This window comes from Lutibacter sp. HS1-25 (assembly GCF_004121075.1).
Lineage (GTDB): Bacteria > Bacteroidota > Bacteroidia > Flavobacteriales > Flavobacteriaceae > Lutibacter.
The window spans coordinates 87,179-109,085 of the sequence record NZ_RHLN01000144.1 but is presented as its reverse complement, the minus strand read 5'-3'; the positions used below and the strand labels follow the sequence as shown (position 1 = coordinate 109,085).

Annotated in this window: 11 protein-coding genes and 2 pseudogenes; 1 reads left to right on the top strand and 12 read right to left on the bottom strand. The window is 34.3% G+C overall.

The genetic code is table 11. From position 1 onward, the window contains the following. The 3 genes and pseudogenes from EC396_RS14530 to EC396_RS17935 all read right to left on the bottom strand — a co-directional run. Positions 1-248 (bottom strand): annotated as a pseudogene (locus EC396_RS14530) (hypothetical protein); the annotation flags it as partial. A 1-nt stretch (position 249) separates the two neighbouring features. Next, positions 250-2,562, bottom strand: a complete 2,313-nt coding sequence (locus tag EC396_RS14525; protein ID WP_129367375.1) for a T9SS type A sorting domain-containing protein — start codon at positions 2,560-2,562, stop codon at positions 250-252. A 215-nt stretch (positions 2,563-2,777) separates the two neighbouring features. Beyond that, on the bottom strand, positions 2,778-2,921 hold the full coding sequence (locus tag EC396_RS17935) for a hypothetical protein (RefSeq protein ID WP_164975321.1): 144 nt from the start codon (positions 2,919-2,921) through the stop codon (positions 2,778-2,780). Positions 2,922-3,372: 451 nt separating this feature from the next. Here EC396_RS17935 and EC396_RS18160 point away from each other — a divergent pair. Continuing rightward, positions 3,373-3,756, top strand: a pseudogene (locus EC396_RS18160) (IS982 family transposase); the annotation flags it as partial. A 136-nt stretch (positions 3,757-3,892) separates the two neighbouring features. Here the strand turns inward: EC396_RS18160 and EC396_RS14515 are convergent. From EC396_RS14515 to EC396_RS14475, 9 genes are all read right to left on the bottom strand, one after another. After that, positions 3,893-6,982, bottom strand: a complete 3,090-nt coding sequence (locus tag EC396_RS14515; RefSeq protein WP_129367373.1) for a glycoside hydrolase family 2 TIM barrel-domain containing protein — start codon at positions 6,980-6,982, stop codon at positions 3,893-3,895. Between the two features lie 447 nt (positions 6,983-7,429). Next, positions 7,430-9,811 (bottom strand): alpha-L-rhamnosidase C-terminal domain-containing protein, encoded by a 2,382-nt coding sequence (locus EC396_RS14510; RefSeq protein ID WP_129367372.1) that lies wholly within the window; start codon positions 9,809-9,811, stop codon positions 7,430-7,432. Between the two features lie 288 nt (positions 9,812-10,099). Beyond that, a complete protein-coding gene (locus EC396_RS14505; protein ID WP_129367370.1) occupies positions 10,100-11,491 on the bottom strand; it encodes a sulfatase in 1,392 nt (463 codons plus the stop codon). A 24-nt stretch (positions 11,492-11,515) separates the two neighbouring features. After that, positions 11,516-12,946 carry an arylsulfatase gene (locus EC396_RS14500; RefSeq protein WP_129367367.1) on the bottom strand — a complete coding sequence of 477 codons (1,431 nt, stop codon included), beginning with the start codon at positions 12,944-12,946 and terminating at the stop codon, positions 11,516-11,518. A gap of 3 nt (positions 12,947-12,949) precedes the next feature. Then, complete coding sequence (locus tag EC396_RS14495; protein WP_129367365.1) at positions 12,950-14,110, bottom strand: glycoside hydrolase family 88 protein; 1,161 nt, start codon at positions 14,108-14,110, stop codon at positions 12,950-12,952. A 91-nt stretch (positions 14,111-14,201) separates the two neighbouring features. After that, complete coding sequence (locus EC396_RS14490; protein WP_129367363.1) at positions 14,202-15,596, bottom strand: sulfatase; 1,395 nt, start codon at positions 15,594-15,596, stop codon at positions 14,202-14,204. A 177-nt stretch (positions 15,597-15,773) separates the two neighbouring features. Continuing rightward, positions 15,774-17,597 (bottom strand): glycoside hydrolase family 2 protein, encoded by a 1,824-nt coding sequence (locus EC396_RS14485; protein WP_129367361.1) that lies wholly within the window; start codon positions 17,595-17,597, stop codon positions 15,774-15,776. 27 nt (positions 17,598-17,624) lie between these two features. Further along, entirely contained in the window at positions 17,625-19,550 is a 1,926-nt protein-coding gene (locus EC396_RS14480) for a hypothetical protein (protein ID WP_129367359.1), read from the bottom strand. 12 nt (positions 19,551-19,562) lie between these two features. Next, a complete protein-coding gene (locus EC396_RS14475) occupies positions 19,563-21,875 on the bottom strand; it encodes a hypothetical protein (RefSeq protein WP_129367357.1) in 2,313 nt (770 codons plus the stop codon). Positions 21,876-21,907 lie beyond the last annotated feature (32 nt).

Genomic DNA, 21,907 nt, shown 5'->3' with positions numbered 1-21,907 from the left:
CTTGTAAAGCCGCTGTTTTCTGAAATTTCAACCTTATAAGACAATAAATCGTTGTCTAAATCCTGTGATTTATTCCATTGAAAATCTACAAAATTATTAATACAAAGGGTTTGATTTAACGGATAAACTTGCACAGGAACAGATGGAGGTCTATTTTCTGGTGTTTCTTCAATAGGATCATCATCACCACCTCCACAAGAAACCATGAATCCTAAAATTACAACTAAATATAAATATGTTTTTTTCATCTTAATTCTTTATTACTTTAATAAATACTGGCTTTTCTAAATTCAATTTCACAAAATAAACACCAACAGGCTTGTCGCTAATATTTAAACTAACACTACCACCTTGCACTGTGTATGTTTGTGAAGAAATTAATTGAGATTGTATATTGTATATTTCTATGTTTGATGTTTTTATACCTTCTGGTAAATACATCTCAAACAAACCGTTTGTTGGGTTAGGATACACACGCACATTTTCTAATAAATCGATACTTTTTGAAAGCACACCTTGACAAGCTGATTTACTTTGAATTTGCAATTGATCACCATGATTTATTTCAACAGAAAAATCGGTTTGATATGTTTCTAAAATGGTTTTTCCATTTTTAAGAACCGCATAAGGAGCTGTTCCTTCTGCAATAGAAATAGATGCTGTTTTTTTATCAACAAGTATTTTTCCGCTTAAGTTAGAAGCTTCTGCTATGGAAACTTTGTAACATTGTTCAAAAGTAACACCTTCAACAGTGATACATAAATCATACGTCCCTGGACTTAAATTATCAATATTTAAAATACTTGTGAAATTATCTGTATAATTAAAATTATTTCCTTTTAATGTTGCTGTATAATTTCTAGTTTCATCAGCTTCAATTTTAACATTTCCATTTTTCTTATCTATACAAGTTTCTCCTATAGTTTTAATTAAGAAATTATTAGCTTCTGAAGGAGATCTCCTTCGTTCTAATTGAGCCAAAAATAAATCTGGTTGAGCTATCCACTCTCCAACACCCGAAACTTCAACTAATTGACTATTTACCTTGTCTATTGGTGAACTTTGTTTACGAGCACCTTCAACCCCTATATAATTTAAATAACTAAACCCATCTACTTCTGCTGGTTCTATTTCAATATCAGGAACTATATTCTTATAAGTAATTCCCCAATAGGTATTCCTAAAACCGCAATTAGGACCTCTTTCTCGACCTGGAACACCTATCTGATTAGAACCACTATTCCACCACATACGCTCTGGTCTGCCAAGATCTATATTTGTCCAAAGATTGGCGTATGGAAAATTTCTATGATTATCAAAAGCTATTGAAACTCCTTTACCATTTCGAAAAACATTAAAAGCAGCAGTACCTTCTACAGTTAATTCGTGCCAATAAATATCTTTAAAATCAAAATCTTCAAAAAGATTATAACACCCTTGAAATACTTCCAAAGGATGATGACCACCTCCAGCTTGTTGTTTCATTCTATAAATAAATGTACTCTTTGGTTCAACTGCTGGTAATGGTATATTTCTTTTTTCATCTCTTATTACAACACCACTTATCGTATTAAAACAACTTTTTCCACGTATGCTAATACCATACTCTAAGTCTACTAATTCAACATTTTTTACCCAACAATTAATTACCTGATTTAATTGTAAAATCTTGAAACCTCGATATATATTATGCACAAAGGCTTCATCATTATTACATACAAATGAAATATTTTCTATACCCATTTCTGAAATGGTCGTATCCATATTCATTTTTCTAATGTAAGGAGACCAAGCCGTTCTAATCTCTATAGGTAATGGTCTATCAAATGTAATTGTATTGCCACTTACAGCAGTAACGTATGCATACCAGGCAAATACGGTTGGATATATAGAAAGATCTTTGGTACTAGCTCCAATAGCATCAATATTACCAAAAAGGTAACTTGATAAAGACTCATCCACAGGATCTTTTTGCTCTAATTGAATAAAATCTCCCACGCTCAGTGTGTTTCCAGCTGTAACATTAAACTGATTTAAACCTTGTGAAACATCAGATTGTACACTTCCAATATTAATGCGTTTAAAACTACCACTCATACTTATATGATATCCAGTTGTAGAAGATGTTGCGTCTGGAAAATAAAATGTAGTTAGAGGCTTTCCATTTAAATCAACTTCACCTCTAAGTACAACACCAGATATATTTAATAACAATGGGTTGTCAATAACCCAAGTTCCCTTAGGAATGAATATCGCCCCACGTTGATTTCTAGGCAGAGAAGCTTGCTGGTCAATTAAACTTTGTATTGCAGCACTATCATCAATAGCATCGTTAGGTATTGCTCCTGTTGTATTAAGATTTAAAACTATAGGTATATCTGGCAAAGACTCATTTGATGATTTATAACCGGCATAAGAAAAATCAGGAAGTCGACCAGCTGGATCCCAATTAACACCGTTGGGTCCCCATAAAGAACTCTCTTTTGCTTGGGATTGAGCTAATAATATTGTTCCAAAAATAAAAAGTAAAAGACTTAAATATCTAATTGTTTTATATTTCATAGTTAATAGTTTTCTGTTTATATTTGTTTAAATAAGGGTATTCTAATTGTTATTTTATGTTTAAAATATTGTAGCCTTTTGGGTAAAAATTGTTATTTTATCGTTATTTCTATACTCGTTATCTCATTATTTATCGAAATGTATTTATATGATGTCTTATACAGGGCAAACTGATATTAATTCATAACCAAAATACTATCTCAAGAAATCCGCACTTATCCCTGATTGAGCATTTCATCTAATGTTACTGTTTTTCTAAAGCTCATCCATGTATTGGATGGGCCATCTTCTTGCTGCCATATCCATTGTGCGCCTTTCCAATTTGATGTTTGAGCAAAACTAAATGATGTTAATAGCATTAAGCAAAAAATCAAACTAACTTGTATTATTCCTCTATTTTTGTAATCCATATTATTTTTTTGAGAGCTATTTATCTTTTATTTGATAAATTTAAAGCAAGTATTTACGTGTTTTATCCTGTACTATCTTGGTTATTAGCCAAAACATTGTCAACTAATTTAACTATGGATAATATTTTAGCCGCTAATAGCTTAATTGAAGTATTTAAAAAGAAATTACAGGCGTTTTTGTATTTTCTATAGGATTTGTTTGTCCTGCACATTTTAAGTTTTTAATTTCCATACCCTGTACCATTGTACTAAGGCTTATTAGAAAAGAAATAAAAAAACCTCACCCTTTGTGCATTATGATTTAAAAGAAAAAGTTGTTCATACTACTGAAAATCACTAGATTTATTTAACTACTAATAAAAAGTCTATTCGAAAGGTCTCATAAAAAGGGGAATATTACAAGTCATCTGTACACGATATTAATTATCTTAAAGATATTTAAGATGCAAATAAGTGATTGTACATTAATTGGTGACAGAGGCTATTTATCAATAGAAATACAGCTTAACTTGTTTGAAACCTGCAACATAACACTAAATACACATATGAAAAGCAATCAAAAAAATTACAAAATACAACCTTATGTATTTAGAAAAATAAGAAAAGGATAAAAACATTATTTTCACAACCTTGTGACCAATTTATGATAAAACACAATTATGCTAAAACTTTTGAAGGTTTTAAAACTAGAATCGTAGCTAAGATAACTGCTTTAACAACTATTCAGTATATCAATAAGTTTATTTTTGGGAGAAACATTAATAATATTAAAATTAGCATTATTTTAAATGCACAACGGATAGTTATAGATTCTTTTAGCCAAAACAAACCACAATCATATCAAGCTAATTAAAACATTTAAAGATAAATAACAACTTGCACTTAATTTTAACAAATCCAATCATGGTATTTCAAAACATTTAAAATTTAAAATTTAATTTATATTCACTCTTTTCTGGTTGCACACAATATTTTTTTAACGGTGCCGGACCACAACTTCCATTACCAAGAGGACCTTGTTCAAAATCAATATTTAATATATTATACTCGTTTTCTTTAAGTTGGTATGAAAAACGTGCTTTTGCTAACTGATACGCATCAAATTTTTGAAGCGAAAAATTTATTGGTTTTGGACTACTAATCTGAATTGGATTTTGATTACCCACCTTAACCCATCGTACTTCCGAACGATTGCCATTGGCTTGGGGTTTAATGTAATTTGTAAACAATTGATCTATTGCAGCTGTGTAAATTCCCATTCGCATTCCTGTTTTCCTGTCGTTATAAGAGCTACCAGGACCTTTACCATACCAAGATACTTCATCATAAGTTCTTGGAATTTTAGCAGTATAACCAATTCTCGGTAACGATTTAGGCAAGGCATCACCATAATAATCCAATCCTAAATCCACAATAACTTCTCCTTCACCTGTAACAGTAAAAACTTCGTAGGTTGAAATTTCTATCTTTTTATTTGGCGATTTATAACTCTTTGCAATCAAGAGTTTTGCATTATTTCCAACAACCCTCACATCAAACGAATTTACTGTACAATCTAAACTATCAGGTTGAAAGTCATCCCAATCTTTTCTAAAAGAACGGTCGTTATCTACAGATGCTCTATAAAAGGAAAGCTCCATACCCCCTGTTATAATTTCCTTCCCACTTTTTATAGCTTTCAAAAGATTTCCGCTCGTCTTATCAAATAAAAATTTATGATTCGAAGCTATTACTTCTATATGTAAACCAGCATCATTAACACTTACTTTTTTATCAGATTTTAATACCATTTGTGAAGTTTTTTGAGGAGCTAATACCCATTCCTCAAAAGCTATTTCATATCCTTTTTCTGCCCATTTAGAATTTTCTTTTAGTTTTGCAGAGACTTGAAGTATATATTCGTCATTACTGTTTTCTACAAAATTCCATTGAGGTAGGGTTAGCTCCTGTTTCGATAAGCCTTCAAGACTTATGCTAAATGGAATACTGCTTAATTTTTCTCCATTTTTGAGTAATGCCCACTCAAAATCAAAGTTATTCAGATTTAAAACGTGATACTTGTTTGTAATTTCAACAATACCCTGATTGAAGTTTTTTATACTAAAAGCAATTTCCTGATAAGCTTTTTTTACCTCCTCGGTCTTGCTGCTTGGGGTAAGATCAGGAAACACAATTCCGTTAATACAAAAAGCTCCTGAATTAGGTTTATCACCAAAGCTTCCACCGTAGGCCCAATAATAATCCTGCCCAGGGGTTTTACATTTTTGATGTGCTGTTTCCTCATCTTTTATTTTTACACCATAACTGCCGTCAGTTCCTTTGGTAATACCCTGATCGGACAAGTCCCAAATACAACCTCCAATCAGGTTAGGATATTTTTCGAACGCATCAACATATTCCTGCAGATTACCCGTACTATTGCCCATTGAGTGTGCATATTCATTGAGAAGATATGGTCGATCAGTACCTTTTTCGCCCAAATGAATCAAATCATCAACTGATTGGTAACGACCAAAAAAGTCGTATTTACCAAATTTAATAATTCCGCCACCATAAATATCATAGGAAACACCTCCATCAATAATATGATAATGTGTAGGGCGTGATTTATCCAGTGCTTTAGCGGCACGTTGCATAGCCTCCATATTTACGCCATTGCCTGCTTCATTTCCAAAAGACCACATAATAACACTAGGGTGATTTTTATCGCGGTGCATCATAGCTTCCAAACGCTCTACATGGGCTTTTTGCCAACTTGTATCTTTCGCAAGTGACTCTTCCTCATACTTCATCCCTTGCGACTCTACGTTTGCTTCGTCAATTACCAATAAACCATATTCATCGCATAATTTATACAAATATGGTGAGGCCGGATAGTGTGCAGTGCGAATGGTGTTAATATTGTATTGTTTCAGTAACTTAACTATCTTTTCCATTCGCTCTTTGCTAACGTATTTCCCATTAACAGGGTCGTGCTCTACAATATTTACCCCCTTGATGATGATAGGATTCTCATTTAGCAGCAACTCTTGCTTATCGGAAATAGCTATATCTCTGAATCCAATTTTTGATTGGAATTCATCAACAAGTTCTTTGCCTTTTTTTAATTGAATATCTAAAGTATAAAGATTAGGAGCTTCGTTTGACCAAGGCTTAATGCTCACAATATCCGCAGACATATTAACTACTGCATCTGCTTGTAGTTCTTGATTTATAATTTCTTTTCCACTATCATCCTTAACAGAAATTTGCAGTTTATATTTATTGAGTTTTTTCTTTTTATTGTTACTCAAATCAATTTGTAAATTCAATTGAGCACCATTTCCTACCAAATCCGTTTTTACGAAATAATCTCTAATATGAACTGCTTCTTTCTCCACCAGAAATACATCCCGAAAAATTCCACTCATACGCCATCCATCCTGATCTTCGAGGTAGCTACCATCGCTCCAACGAAACACCTGCATACGCAAGGTATTTTTTCCTTTTTTTAAGTAAGATGAAATATTAAAAGTAGCTGGCGACCATGAATCCTGACTGTAGCCTACTTTTTGGTCATTGATCCATAAATAAAAAGCTGAAGACACACTGCCAAAATAAACATACACTTCTTTGTCTTGTATTTCATTTACTTCAAATTCCCTTTGGTAAATACCTACCGGATTACCATTAATACCTGCAATAAAAGGCGGGTTTTTATCGAAGGGATAAATCTGGTTGGTATAAATAGGGGTACCATAACCTTGCATTTCCCATGCTGCTGGCACCTGGATTTTATTCCACTTTTCAGGTTTAGCATCAGCAGGAACTTTGCTTACGTCATCAAAATACGCAAAATCCCAAATGCCATTAAGCGAAGTCACATCATTAGAACTATCATCATAAAACAGAGTAGCCGATGGCTTCTCTTTGTTTATTTGCGTGACGTTTTGGTTTTCCCAATCGTTATTTTGGGCTTGTATACTGCTAATTAGCAATAGATTTACGAAAATAATAAATGATTTTTTCATTTTTGTTTTATTGTATTAATAATTCCCATGCGGCAATATCAAAATAAAAACCACCGAAGGCTGCTGCAACAGGTAGACGCATATCAACCTTTCCAGATTCAACAATCTGATAATCACACATCTGGTGATTTCAATAATAATACAGGTCTAGAGGCCACAACTATTTCATAAGCCGTTTTATTTTTTATGTTACTCGCTTGTGATAGCTGCCACGTAAAAGTGGGCTTGCTATCATTAAAACCAATTGGATTATGGAAACCTTCGGAAACCGATAGACTTATTGGTGCTGGGAGACTTTGCCCTGCCTATTCTTGCCACATCCATTGTGCGTTACCCCAATTGGGGGTTTTGGAAAATACAGAAAATGACAATAAGGTAGTGATTATACACAATATAAGAATGCGTGAATTTTTTCTCAATTTTAATTCCATTTTTTAAGACTAATAATTATTTATATTCAGCCTTTACATTCCAATTACCCGAAACAACTTTAAACTTCAAAAATTGATTGTCTTCGCCTTGATAATTAATACCAAATAAATCCTTTTTTTGTTTTCCTTTTTTCCAGACAACAACACCATTAATCGAAACAATTGTTATTGTTTTTTCAGTTTTTGGCAAACCGATTATTGCGGTTGTATTTTGTGGTGAATTCAACTGTAGTTCAAAAGCGTTATCTGATTTTTTCATTTCAATACCAACATCACCCTTAACCGTTGGTATTATTTTTTTTATATTTTTAAAATGAACCAATTCTGGCATTACTTGAAATTCACTCCAAGCTACTTTGGTTGGTTGCACTCCTGCAATGTATTTTGATAAAACGGTATTGGATCCATTCCAAGCATGGTTATAGCTTCCGCCATCGGGGAATTTTTCATACAGGGTGGTCATTTCCTTTTTATCAACCTGACTTTGGTATTGTTCCTTCATTCTTAAAAGGGATTCCTTATGTCTACCTGCAATACACATGGCTTCCTCAGCCATCCATTCAAAATGCGGACTCGAAAAGCGATTTGGAATCAATACATTATCCACAATTTTATTGTAATGCGCTGGATTTGCAATTCCTGAAACAATAGCAATAGCATTGGCTCTATCGTCCTTAAATTTCTCAGCATTGGTACTATAAAAACCATCTTTCCAATAGGCTTTTTCAAAAGCAGGCTTCATGGTATTCATTCTGTCATTATACCATTTTATATGGTCCTGTTTACCCAATACTTCTGCCATTTTATTTGCTTTTTCTAAAGCCAAATAATAAAAAGCCATTTGGATAGGCTCAGCATCGGTTGTATTGGCTACCCCCCAATCTAACCAATCCCATGTATCAGGACTTTTTGCTTTTCGGTATTCAGGTAAGCCATTTTCTTTCATTGGAAACAAATCCAAATACTTATATAAATAAGGATACGCCTTTTCAAGTGTTTCCTTATCACCAGTATTTAAATAATAAGGCCATACTACCTGAGAAATAAATTGCAAACTTTGACATACTAACTCACGTACCCTAAGTGGCCCCAAAGCACCAATAACCCCATTTTCACTAAAAGCAGTGGTTTGCAAAATTGCCTTTTTAAGCAATTGCCTTCCGGAATTATCCATTGAGTAAAACAAATAACCTGTTTGATCTGCTACATCTCCAATCCACAAAGCACGCTCTCTATCTGGACAATCCATAAAATTATCACGAGCACAAACAAATAAGGTATTGTTACCCATCCACCATAAACGATTATAAAACGCGTCGTCTAATTCGAATTGTCCTGCCATTTCTCCTACACTCATCCATCTATATTTTAGCGCTTTCACTTTCACTCCTTTGGGTATTTTAAATAACACTTCATGTCCGTTCAGCCACGAATAACTTTCAAAAGCTTGTTGACCTTCTTTGGTTATATAGGTAGCGTTAATACCATTTCTACTATTGTCTGTAGTTATAAAAATAGTATCGCCTGCTTTGGATTCAATTTCAAGATAAGGGGTGATTTGTTTGTTAAAAGGCAACTTACATTTTATAGTTTGTCCATTACTAATAAAAGGTAATTGTAATTCATTGTGATTGGTGTAATTTTCTAGACCATGATTCACCAAGTGTGGCACCATATTTTTTTCCAAATTATACCATGGTGCAACACCCGCTTTTCCTTTTTCAATAGCCGAAGGCCATTTTTCATCCTCATAACCCGAGCTGTACCAAGCATTATCAGACCAATCATTTAATCCCTTTTGAGCATTGTACTTCACACTATACTGCACTAACATTTTGCTAGCAGGTTCTATGGTATTATCATATCCTGGGTGCTGCATGGCTTTCCAAGAAGCATCAGAAATTACTTTCTGTTCTCCAATATTCGCCGAAAACAAAAGACCTCCCTTTTTACTATCAATATGAGTCCCTTTGTGTGTTTCCCGTCCCCAGTACCACACCAAAATTGCAATGGTGTTCTCACCTTTTTTTAAATAAGGTTGAATATTTACAGTCTCGTACCACGAGTTTGCAGGTGTTATATTATTCTTTCTATCCCATTCTCCTGCTTGACTTGGACCTCTTGACAAACCTCCTTCAAATAGTACCATTTCGCCATTAATCCACAACCAAAATTTACTATCTACAGAAACCAACGCTTCTACTTGTTTGGGTACTTCATTTAATGTTACTGTTTTTCTAAAGCTCATCCATGTATTGGATGGTCCATCTTCTTGCTGCCATATCCATTGTGCGTTACCCCAATTAGGTTCTTTGGCATAACCGATAGTTGTCATGCCAATTAAAAATAGCATGAATAGAAAACTAAGTTTTATTTGATTTTGAAAGATGGTATTCATTTTAATTATGTTTTTTGAATTTTATGACTGGTAAATATAATTTGTTGATTTATTTATACTATCCTGCACTGTCTTACTTTTACAGGCGAATCATTGAGAAAAAATCATCACTAATTCTTAGTATTTTAATCGTTTCGATAATTACTGGACCTAATAAACCTGATGATAGTATTTCACAATCACTCTTAATGTCATCAGTTATATTGAGTCGGCAGGTGACATCCACACACACCAATATATTTTCCGTTTAGCCTTATTTTTGCCAATATTTAATGGTTTAATTTCATATTAATTGGCATATTTTGGATTAGATACTGTTGGTATTGGCGCATTAGTTTGTTTCCACCAATTTTTAAGAAGTCCTAACAACTCATCTCTTTTCTCAGGATTTTCTTTTGCAACATTATTTTTTTCGCCTATATCTTCAGACAAGTTATATAGTTCAATCTCATTATCTTCAAAATAATAATGCAATTTCCATTGCCCTTGTCTTATCACAGAACCAGGTCGTGTACGAAATAAAGGGTCTCGATTTTCATTATCCTTTTGATTATACGCTTCTAAATATATGGGAAAATGCCAGAACAAGGCACGTTCAAAAGATTCTGTTTTTCCTTCTAAAACAGCGGATAGTGAATTGCCATCCAATATTAAACCAGAATTCTTTACCCTGGAAAATTCTAATATTGTTGGAAAAATATCAAGATTGGTTATAGGTACTTCGCTTTGAGTATTAGGTTTAATTTTGTCACTAAATACAAAGAAAAAAGGTTCTCTAATTCCGCCTTCGTAATAACTTCCTTTTCCTGCTCTTAGTGGTTTTTGCTGGGTTATGCCATACAAACCGCCATTGTCTGAAGTAAACACAATTAACGTATTATCGAAAATATTCTTTTCCTTTAGTTTTTTAACAAGTAAACCTATGTTTCTATCCAGATTTTCAACCATAGTAGCATACTCAGGATTATCTTGACCGTTTGAACCTGGCTTATTTTTGTATTTATCCAATAAGCTTTTTACTGGCATAATAGGCTTGTGTACTGCATAAGGCGAATAATACAGAAAGAATGGTTGCGCAATGGTATCTACAAACTTTATAGCGTTCTCCATTACCAAATCGGTTAAATAATCGCTATCCCCTTTTTCTAGTTTAACATTTTTATAAGGCGGATAATAACTTTGAGGAGCACCTGCATGACTTCCTCCTATATTTACATCAAAACTATATTCTAAAGGATTATGACTTAAATGCCATTTCCCAGCATGACAGGTTATATAACCATTACTTTTTAAAACTTTCGGAATAATTTCGTGGGTTGGTGCTAAAATTGTTGTATTCGGAGTTGGAATGAGTTTACGGTCTTGCGACTTACCTCTTTCAGAAGAGTTTACGGTATAAATACCGTGACGTGGTGTCCATAACCCCGTCATCAAACAAGCTCTACTTGGCGCACAGTTTGCTGAGGCTGCATAGCCATTGGTAAAGACCATACCTTGTTTAGACAAAGCATCAATATTAGGAGTTTCATAATACTCACTTCCCATAAAACCGACATCTTTCCACCCCATATCATCAATATTTATAATTAAGATATTGGGCTTAGTTTTATCTTTAGATTGTGCGTTTAATGAGCTTATTGTTACAAAAAACACAGCACATATAATTTGAATTCTTCTCATTTTTATTAATGCCTTTTAAATTGATTATTCTTTACTTGAAGCCTTTTTTTTCAAAGGAAATTCAGGATGCTCAGTACGTGAATTGTTTATCCAATAAAGTAATTCTTCTGATTTTTCTGGATATTTTTCAGCCAAATTGTTCTTCTCACCAATATCTACACTTAAATCGTAAATCTCGACAGGCTTATTTTTGAATTTTACCGCTTTCCAATTGTCTTTTCTAACAGCTTGAATTGGACCAGCACTTTCATTAAACTCCCAATATAGGTAATCGTGTTTTTCTTGTTTTTTATTGTTACCTAAAAGGGTTGGCACATAAGAAATACCATCTACCTTACTACTTGGTTTTATTCCTGCCAATTCACAAGCTGTTGGTAAAAAATCCCAAAACGCAGCAATATGATTCGTTTTTGCACCTGCTTTAATTTTATTTGGCCAATAAGCTACAAATGGCATGCGAATACCGCCTTCGTATAGATCTCGCTTATGCCCTTTAAAATCGCCATTACTATTAAAAAACTCATTCTTTAAGTCGTCGTATTCATGACCATTATCACTGGTAAAAACAACTAAGGTGTTTTCGGCTATTCCTAATTCTTTTAGTTGTTTCATTAAATCTCCAATATGCCTGTCCATAGTAGACACCATAGCCGCATAAGTGGTATGTCCATCTTCGTCGTGACGGTAATGTCCAGGAACCATCTTGCGCTTTGGCCAACCTAAATTAGTATATTGTTCCTTTTCTTTTTCAAGAATAGTTAATTCAAAATGCGGAATAGTATAGGCCAAATAAAGGAAAAAAGGTTTTTTATAATTTTTATTAATAAAGTTTGTTGCTTTTTCAGTCATTAAGTACTGGATATGCTGTCCTTTTTTGTTTTGAGGGTCATTACCTTCCAGCTTGAACTCTTTTTCATTTTCAAATATACTTTCAGGGTAATAATGATGTGCTGGTGCATGTTGATTAAACCCGTAGAAATAATCGAAACCTTGCTTGTTTGGGATCCCATCAGATAAATTTTCAGCCAAACCCCACTTACCAATAATTCCTGTGGTATAACCTGCCCGTTTTAGTTCTTCAGCTACGGTTACATCATTTGACTCTAAATCTACGGGCGTTCCACTTGCTGTCCATTTAGGATTACCACGTACCGTGCAATGCCCCGTGTGTTTTCCTGTCATTAGCACAGCGCGTGATGGTCCGCATACTGGTGAACCACTGTAGTGATTGGTAAAAACCATTCCATTGGCTGCCAATTGGTCTATATTTGGTGTTTTAATTTTAGTCTGACCGTTAAAACCAACATCACCATACCCCAAATCGTCAGCAAGTATAAAAATGATGTTAGGTTTTGAATCTATAATTATCTCTTTATCTAATTGTTTGCTTTTACATCCTACTAAAAAAACAAAGATAACTAGAAAAAAAAATGGCCTATATAATCGTATATTCATCGTTTATTTATTTAATTTTTTCAATCGTAATAGTGCCTCTAAGTAATAATAATCGGCATAATTAATAGGCACATCAATTTCACCATTCTTAGGAAAATTACCTACACTATGCATTAACAAAAACCCTTTATTTTCTCCATATTTTGAAAAATATTTATCAGAACTCAATGAGCTAAGCATTTTTGTGGCAAGATTTTTATACTGGGGATTATTTGTATATTGATACAATTCGATAAAAGCTGAAGCATATAGAGCTCCTGCAGATGCATCTTTATACCTGTTTTTTGGGTCTTTTACATCAAAATCCCAAACTGGCACATAGTCATCCGATAAATTAGCCGTAACAAATTTGGCCACATTTTTTGCTTGTTCTAAATACTTTGGGTCTTTTGTATAACGGTAACACATGGTGTAACCGTATAAAGCCCAACCTTGTCCTCTCGCCCATCGGCTGTCATCTGCAATTCCTTGATGGGTTAGTTTTTTAAAAACAGTTCCGTCTTTTGGGTTGTAATCTACCACATGCCACGTACTATAATCTTTTCTGAAATGATTTTTTAAAGTAACATCTGCATGACTTATAGCTACGTTTCGATATTTTTCGTCGCCTGTTAAAATTGAGGCTTCAAATAACATTTCAAGATTGAGCATGTTATCAATAATAACTGGAAAAGTCCATTTATCTTTTCCAAAATCCCAACTTTTAATACAGCCCACTTTGGGATCGAATCTTGAAATTAAAGCATTAGAAGCATCAATCACTACTTGCTTATATTTTTCATCCTTTGTTAGTTTATAACCTTCACCAAAGGAGCAATAAAACATAAAACCTAGATCGTGCGTGGTATTCACATCTTTTGCCTCTATAAATTGATTTTGAAAATAATCGGCGGCTTTTTTCCATTTCTCATCTTTAGTGCTTTCATATAATTTCCAGCATACACCCGGAAAAAATCCTTCGGTCCAATCCATATTATGTTTCACCCAATCAATTTTGCCATGCTCATCAAGGCTTCGAGGTATTTTATTGACCATATATGCTGAATCCAGCAGTACTGAATATTGTTTATCCGATTTTTTAATGTTGGTTTCAATAGCAAGTTGTTGACTTTTGCAACTTGTAATACTTATTAAAACAATAAGCGAGAAAACTATTTTTTTCATTGTATTATTGATATAACGTTTAAATTTTTATTGAGCAGTATCTGTTCTTGATTTCAATTTTGGGATTCAATTTGATGAATAGCATTCGCCATTACTTCTTTTTTAAAAAATCCTTTCCCCATTTTGCTCTTAATTCTGCCGCTAATTCCTTTACCGTGTTTTTATAGGTTGGTTTTTCAGCTAAATTATCCAATTCTAATGGGTCGGTTTTATGATCAAAAAGCATTCGAGCATAAGCTACACCATCATCCTTAACCCATTCGGTATAAAACAAATCGCCTTTAATTAGGGTTACGGCATCCCCAAATTTAGATACCGCCCAATCTTTTTGTTGAGACTGTCCGTTTATTACTGGCACAAAACTTTGTCCTTCAACAGTTGCTGGAATATTCAACCCAACTAATTCTGCTAAACTTGGGTATATATCTATGTATTCGGTTATAGCATCTGTTTTTTGCCCGCTGGTTTTACCTGGAACTTTAATAATTAATGGTGTTCTCAAAGCGGTTTCAAACGTAACGTGTTTACACCATAATTTGTGGTCTCCTAAATTCCAGCCATGGTCTCCCCATAAAATAACGATGGTATCATCCTCTAGTTCTAAACGCTTCAACTCATCCAGAACCAAACCTATTTGCGCATCAACATAACTAACGCAAGCATAATAACCATGAATCAATTCTTTTGCCAAATCTTCTGGTAAATCGCCATTTTTAGGAACATTATGATATTTACGCAATTCTCCAAATTTATGAAAGGCCTCTTTTGGCGTAGATTCTGGTTGCATATAGCTTTTAGGAAGTTCAATTTTACTTCTATCATACAAATCCCAATATTTTTTTGGAGCATTAAATGGCAAATGTGGTTTCATAAAACCAAGTGCCAGAAAAAATGGTTGGTTTCCATTTTTAAGTTTTTGCAAGTCTTCTATTCCTTTTTCGGCTATTTTACCATCAAAATAAGCGTCATCTCCAACATCTGCCATTTCAGTAGGTACGCCGTAACCAGCTTCCATGCTTTGTTTTACATGTTCTGGTAATTGATAATCTCTAACACTTCCTTTAGGAAACCATTTAGAATCCCATGCAGCCATGTCGTCCTTACCACTATGATAAATTTTACCGTTTGAAATGGTGGTATATCCATTTTGTTTTAATAGTAAAGGTAACGATACCGCATCTGGAGCATCTATGTCTTTCTCTGTTTTGGCATCTAAAAAACGATAACGTGTTGGCCTAGTACCTGTAAGCAAACTTGCTCTAGAAGCACCACAAACAGGAACGTTACAGTAGGCTCTATTAAAAACCAAACTTTCGCCAGCAAGTTTATCTAAATTGGGAGATTGGATATGATTGGCGCCGTAAAAATTCATTTCAGGCCTTAAATCATCAACAGCTATAAAAAGGATGTTAGGCCTCTGCTTACTAGGCTGAGCAAAAGCAAACAAACCAATTGATAAAACTACTATTAATAATAAATTCTTCATATATAATGTTTTTTTAAAAAATTAACTCAGATTAAATTAACTTACGGAAGAGTCACACCGTATACTTAAAACAAGAATCAAATTTATTTTAAGTTTTTAAAACTTCTATCCCGTACTGTTAGGTATACATATAAAATCAATTTATACTTAAATTGAATTCTTTTAATAATACTACGATTACTTCTGAATTTGCTGATAAAACTTTTGGAGTGTATAAAACGCTTTTTTTCGATTGCCTGTTTCCGAGATTAATCCTTTTCTATTGTATCCATTTTGATAGGGAATCAATGTACGTCGAGGAGAACGAAAATCGGTTAATATCCAAGGGGTAATACCTACCAAATTAGGAATTTTTGCAAGAGTTGGTAGAGTTTCTTGGTACAAAAGTTCCTGATGTTCTTCACTCCAAACAGTTAAATTGTCGGCATGAAATCCTTGTAATGCACCTGCGCCAAATTCGGAAATGATGACAGGCTTATTGATATCAATTTCCCATCTGATATTTTTTATATTATCAATGTCGCCGCCATACCAACCGTAATATTGGTTAAAACTCAATACATCCACAACATCGGCAAATTTATCCTCAACAATCATGATGTTGCTATTCTCCTTTTTCCCGTGGTCTTCAAGTGCTGCACTTATTAAACGTGTGTTATCCATTTCACGGGTTGTTTTAGCGAGCTTGGTTAAAAAAGACAGGCGTTCTTCAGACTGAGGTGTTTCATTTGCCATGGACCAAATGATGACTGAGGCGCGGTTTTTATCTCTGCTAATTACTTCTTTTAATTGTTGTTCTGCTTTCGAATAGGTCTCTAGATTTTCCCATTGTATGGTCCAATACACTGGGTTTTCTTCCCATACCAAGATTCCCATTTTATCAGCCAAACGCACCATATTCTCATTGTGTGGGTAATGTGCTAAGCGGACGTAATTACAACCCAGTTCTTTTGCCCAACCTAAAAGTATCGTTGCATCTTCCATAGAATAGGCTCGACCACCACGCATCACATTTTCCTCGTGAATACTGATTCCTTTTAAGAATATTTTTTTTCCATTCAAAAGAATATCGCCTCCCAAGGTTTTAATTTGACGAAAACCAATAGCATCAGTTACTTGGTCGTTAATTGAAGAAAAAACAACCTCATAGAGTTTTGGATTTAAATCACTCCAATAATCCATTTTTTTAACTGGTATTTGAAATTTAACAAAACCATTGGCATCGGCAGTAAAATCTTTGGTCAATTTTAATTCGGGAATGCTGACATTTACTTTTGAAAAAGCTTTTGCATCGCCATTTAAACGGATAAAGCCATTTAGCAACTTATTATTTTCCTTATCCAATTGCAGGCTATAGTCTTCTATAAATGTGCTACTTACTTCTAAAACTGTAACATCTCTTGTAATACCTCCATAATTCCACCAATCGGTATTTAGGGTTGGGACTTCATCGGCAGCTCTTTTGTTATCGACTTTTACAATTACAAAGTTGTTTTTATCTTTAAGCAAATGCGTCATTTCGAAATTAAAAGGTGTAAATCCGCCTTTATGCGTTCCCAATTTTTTCCCATTCAGATATACATCGGCGCGGTAATTAACGGCACCAAAATGCAAAAAGTACCGTTTTGCTCTATCATAATTCTCGACATCAAAAGATTTTTTATACCAAATAGTACCTTCGTAGTATAACAAATTCTCTTTTTGCGAATTCCAATCACCTGGTACCAATAATGTTGGAGCCGAATCAAAATTATATTCAACGCGGTCTTGTTTACTCTTAGGTTTTTGATTTAGGAAAAAAGCAGATGACCCTGGATTTTCGGTATTATCATGTGGTTCCAAGCGATAATTGTAGTAACCTGTTTCATACATGTCAATAATATAATTCCAGTGTCCGTTAAGCGAAAAACTTTTACGTGATATGGCATTTTGAATAAGTGGATTATTGGCATAACTTAATGCTGATAATGACAATAACATCCCAATTATGATTTGTTTCATTTTTATTTTATTTATTTTCAATATTGGTTAAACTATTTCAATTTTAATCTTAACTTCTTTATTAATATTATCAAAATTTACGAGGACAGGAATAGCCTCAACACCCGGCACCATATTAAAGGTTCTGCCTTTGGGTGTGATTTTTATTTGCAAAGGTAGGGAAGAGCTAATTTTTACAGTGCCATTTGGTTTTATAATTCTTATTTCATTTGTTGACATTTGTTCGACAGATTCGTTACTTGGGGATACAATAGGTAAAACAAACGTTGTTATATGGTTAATTTCTTCTTGAGTATTGGCAATAATTTCCAAAAAATGATTGGAACATTTATAAATTAAATTAAAATTAGAAGCCGTTTCTGAAACTACTGTTCTAGCTTCATTTTTCAACTGAACCTTTGCATCACAAGTTATTTGCCAATTTTCATCAGATGAACTATACATTGCTTCCAAATCAAACAGGTTGGTGTACCAAACATTGTTTACAAAAGTTTCAATTCTAGGTGTTAGTGCTATATCTTCCTCTGGAGCAGGTTGTTGATTATCGGTTTCTTGCAGTTTATAAACAGCCATACTTGCAGTACAAAGCAACCCGACTTTATTGTGATATAACAGTGAAAGAGATGCTCCGGTAGCCTGCCTGCAATCATTTTGTAAATTATATTCAGCATCATAAGCAGAGACAGTTCCACGCCAATCACCCCGAGCAAATAAGGTTACATCTAATTCTTTATAATATTTAAGCCCGTCAGCAATTGCTCTAGGAAGTGGCATTGTGTTGCTAATTTCAGGTAAACTTTCCCAATGATCAAGCAAGAATGCTAAAGGCTTTGCATGTTCAAAAGTGTGATGGACACATGGTTTAACATTGTGTGAATTATAATGTAAACCACCGTTTAATAATCCGTTATGTGTACATTGCATTAACAGTTCTGCATTTTTAAAAGCAGCAGTTCCAAAAGCGGGATTATACTTTGCCATGAAACCAAATGCTGGTTGCATCCCATCACTTGTTCGGCTACCCCAATAACTCCATTTGTACATTCTATTTCCAAAACTATTGTCTAAGCCTCCATCGGGAATTATAAATTCAAGATGTGTTTCTAAAGATTTTTTTACCAATACTAATAATTCCTCATCCTTTTCTTCCAAAGCATACAATACCAAACTATTTAATGACTCTTCTAAATTATACCCCAAATCAATAGCAAATAATCCTTTTGGACTTTTGATGGTTTTATCTGGACCTTGTTTTTCGCCATATAAAAAAGCATTTGGGGTGGTAAAAAAACTTTTTATTTGGTTTGCCAACTCTTTACTTTGCTTAACATACTCGGGCTTATCAATAAGTTTCCCAATTAAGTTTAATGCGTATATCGTTGTTGCTCCATAATTAATATTGGCATTACCAATAACCGGAAAACGACGGTAAACAAAATCGGCTGCTGATTCTAATCGCTTATACCATTGCTTTCGCTTTTCATCATCAAGTAAATCACCGTGATATTTTAAAGTTTCTGCTAAGGCAATGGCACCAAAAACCGTTGTACCATCCCAAGATTTTGGGTTTAATTCATTCGTCCATGCACCATCATCCCGAGTTACGTTTGCTCCCCACTCAAATGCAGCAATTCCTGCCTCGCTATACTTTTTTTCTCCAGTAGCTTTTGCCATAAAAAATAAAGGATACACCGCATCCATACTGCGAGGATGATGATGGTCACAGGCCGGACAATCTAACAGACCGTGTAATTGAGGATTTGAAGGATTTAAAATTTGTGTTTTGAGTATACCATCGCACCAATCTTTTAACAAATCGAAGACTAGCTTTTTAAATTCATAAGAATGGCTATTATAAAAATTTCCATAATTACTTTTTAAAAAACTACAGCCAGAAAGGGATAGTCCCAAACTGGTAAATGTTGAAAGCTGTATAAATTGGCGTCGTTGCATAAAATACGGATGCTATTCTTTGTAAACTTTTAGATTATCAAAAAGGTTAATATTATAAGAACTCCCTAACATCACATATCCGTTACCATTTTTGTGGCTTACTTCTCTTAATAATTGATTATCCACAAATACTTTAATCTCTTTTTCTTTGAAGCTAAGCTTTATATTGTGCCAAATACTTCCGTCAAAATTTTGAATACTACCTGAGGCCAAGGTTGTTTTATCGAAAACCAGTTTCCAGTTTCCATTTTTTTCAAGCATCAAACGATGTCCTTTTAAATAACTGCCTTGTACTCTTCCTCCTAATTCAACATCACCTCCATCGATGAATACATCAACGCTACAAGTAAAATCTTTCCAATTTATATCACCAACTAAGGTATTAGGTTTAATATTTGACTTACGATAGACACGCATCCAGTCGTAACCTTGCTCTGGATTAATTTGTTTCAAACAATTTGTTCCGTCTTCTTTTTTTGCGATTTCAAAACTCCCTGTTTGGTCTGAATGATATTTAGGTAAATCCCCCACTTTTCTATTTTCATAATCTTCACTATAAGGAAAAGGGAAAGCCGTTTCATTAGGAATTTCATAATATCCTTTTTGCTGACCTAAAGTGGTCGTCAATGAATAGATGCACTTAGGATCCAGACTTATTACAAACTTTCCTTTTTTAGGGAGGATACTTTCTTGCTGAACAAACTGATTATTTTCATCTGATTTCCAAACTGTAACCAATTTATCCGACAAGCCTTTTTCAATCTTAATCGCTATGGTCTCAGCCTCCTCAGTACAAATAATCATACTCCAATTATCGCTGTTTTTTTCTTTTAAACTAACACAACTTCCTTTGTAAGTTGCTGCATCAAACAAGCCACAAGCTTTGTCCAAATACTGCCATTTATCAGGTTCTGCAAATTGTGTGGTATGCGCCGTTGCCCAAATGGTAGGCCATACTTCATAATACCCGCTCCAAGGACTGTTAGCCTTCATAGCACCTGCCTTATCCCAAGTAACCGATTCGTATATTGAGCCAATAGGTGCCCAAATGAGGGTTTTGGTAATTTTATCTCGAATGTAAAATTTGTTGTATAAACGTGCTAGATTGAGTGCCCCTGCTCCACCCCAGTCTTTACCTGTCCAGCTCCAGTCTTCACTAGCCCAAAGTGGTTTGCCCGATGCTTTGGCCTTATCAGTTGTTGGGCGTCCTCGGCCATCTACCATATTTTCATTAAATTCTCTCCCAGTTACATAGTGGTAACCTGCAGCTTCAATTACTTTGTCAAATTCTTTATCATTCTCAAAGGCTTCAAAAATTTGCCAATCGCCACTATTATCATCTGGTCCTTGAATTTTCACATTTTTATACCCACGGGCATCCAATAGTGGGCTCACTTCATTCACCAACCAATCGCGGTCGGTATAGTTTTCGTTTTCGGCAGCAGCTACCCAGTCCATATCTAAATTCCAATCGCGTTTTGCCACATCCATAAATGAAACGAAATACTCAGCAGATTCTTTGGTGTATATATTCTTTTTCAAATATCCTGGGAAACTCCAAGGCAGGTATTCCAAAATCAAATCTTTATTTCGGTTTTTAGCTTCGCGCATGAGCCAAAATTCATATCCTCTAGATACAGGATTTTTAAGTTCCTCTCTAGTAATAGCATGAGATGGTTCAGAGCCACAAGTTGAATTTTCTCCGCCTCCCATCTCTACTTTTAGATGCTGAAAACCAGCCCCAAACTTAGGTTTAAACAACAAATCTAAAATTTGACTTCGGTATGGGTCTTTATAGTCATATAATAAATCGGTAGAAGCACCCGCACTAACGCCTCCAATTCCTTCAAAAACCCGACCATTATCTTTTGGGTTTAAAGTAATTTTTACTACCCCTTTTTTTTGTTCAAAAACAGGGGGTATAAATGATTTTTCAGGATTTTTAATATCACCCATTACAAACCAAGAAGGCTCACTATGTTTAACCCCTCTATTATTTCCCCAAACCGTTACTCTCCAATATACTTTTTGTCCAGACTTTAATGGTTCTCCAAGATATTGATAAGGACCAGCTTGAGATTTACTTGTTGGACCTGTATCCCACAAATCAGGATATTGAAGTTTTTCAATACTTGTTGCTATCATAATCCGAAAACCTCCTTGTTCTGGACTTGTTTTATCTCCTACAAATGTCCAGCTAAAACTGGGATGCGTTTTGGTAATTCCTACAGGATTTGTTTGTCCTTCGCATTTTAGGTTTATAATATCTTGAGCAGTTATTGCGACGTAAAAACATAAAAAACAAACAGTTAATACTTTTTTCATTTTTGCTTAGTTTTGATATAATTTGTTATTAT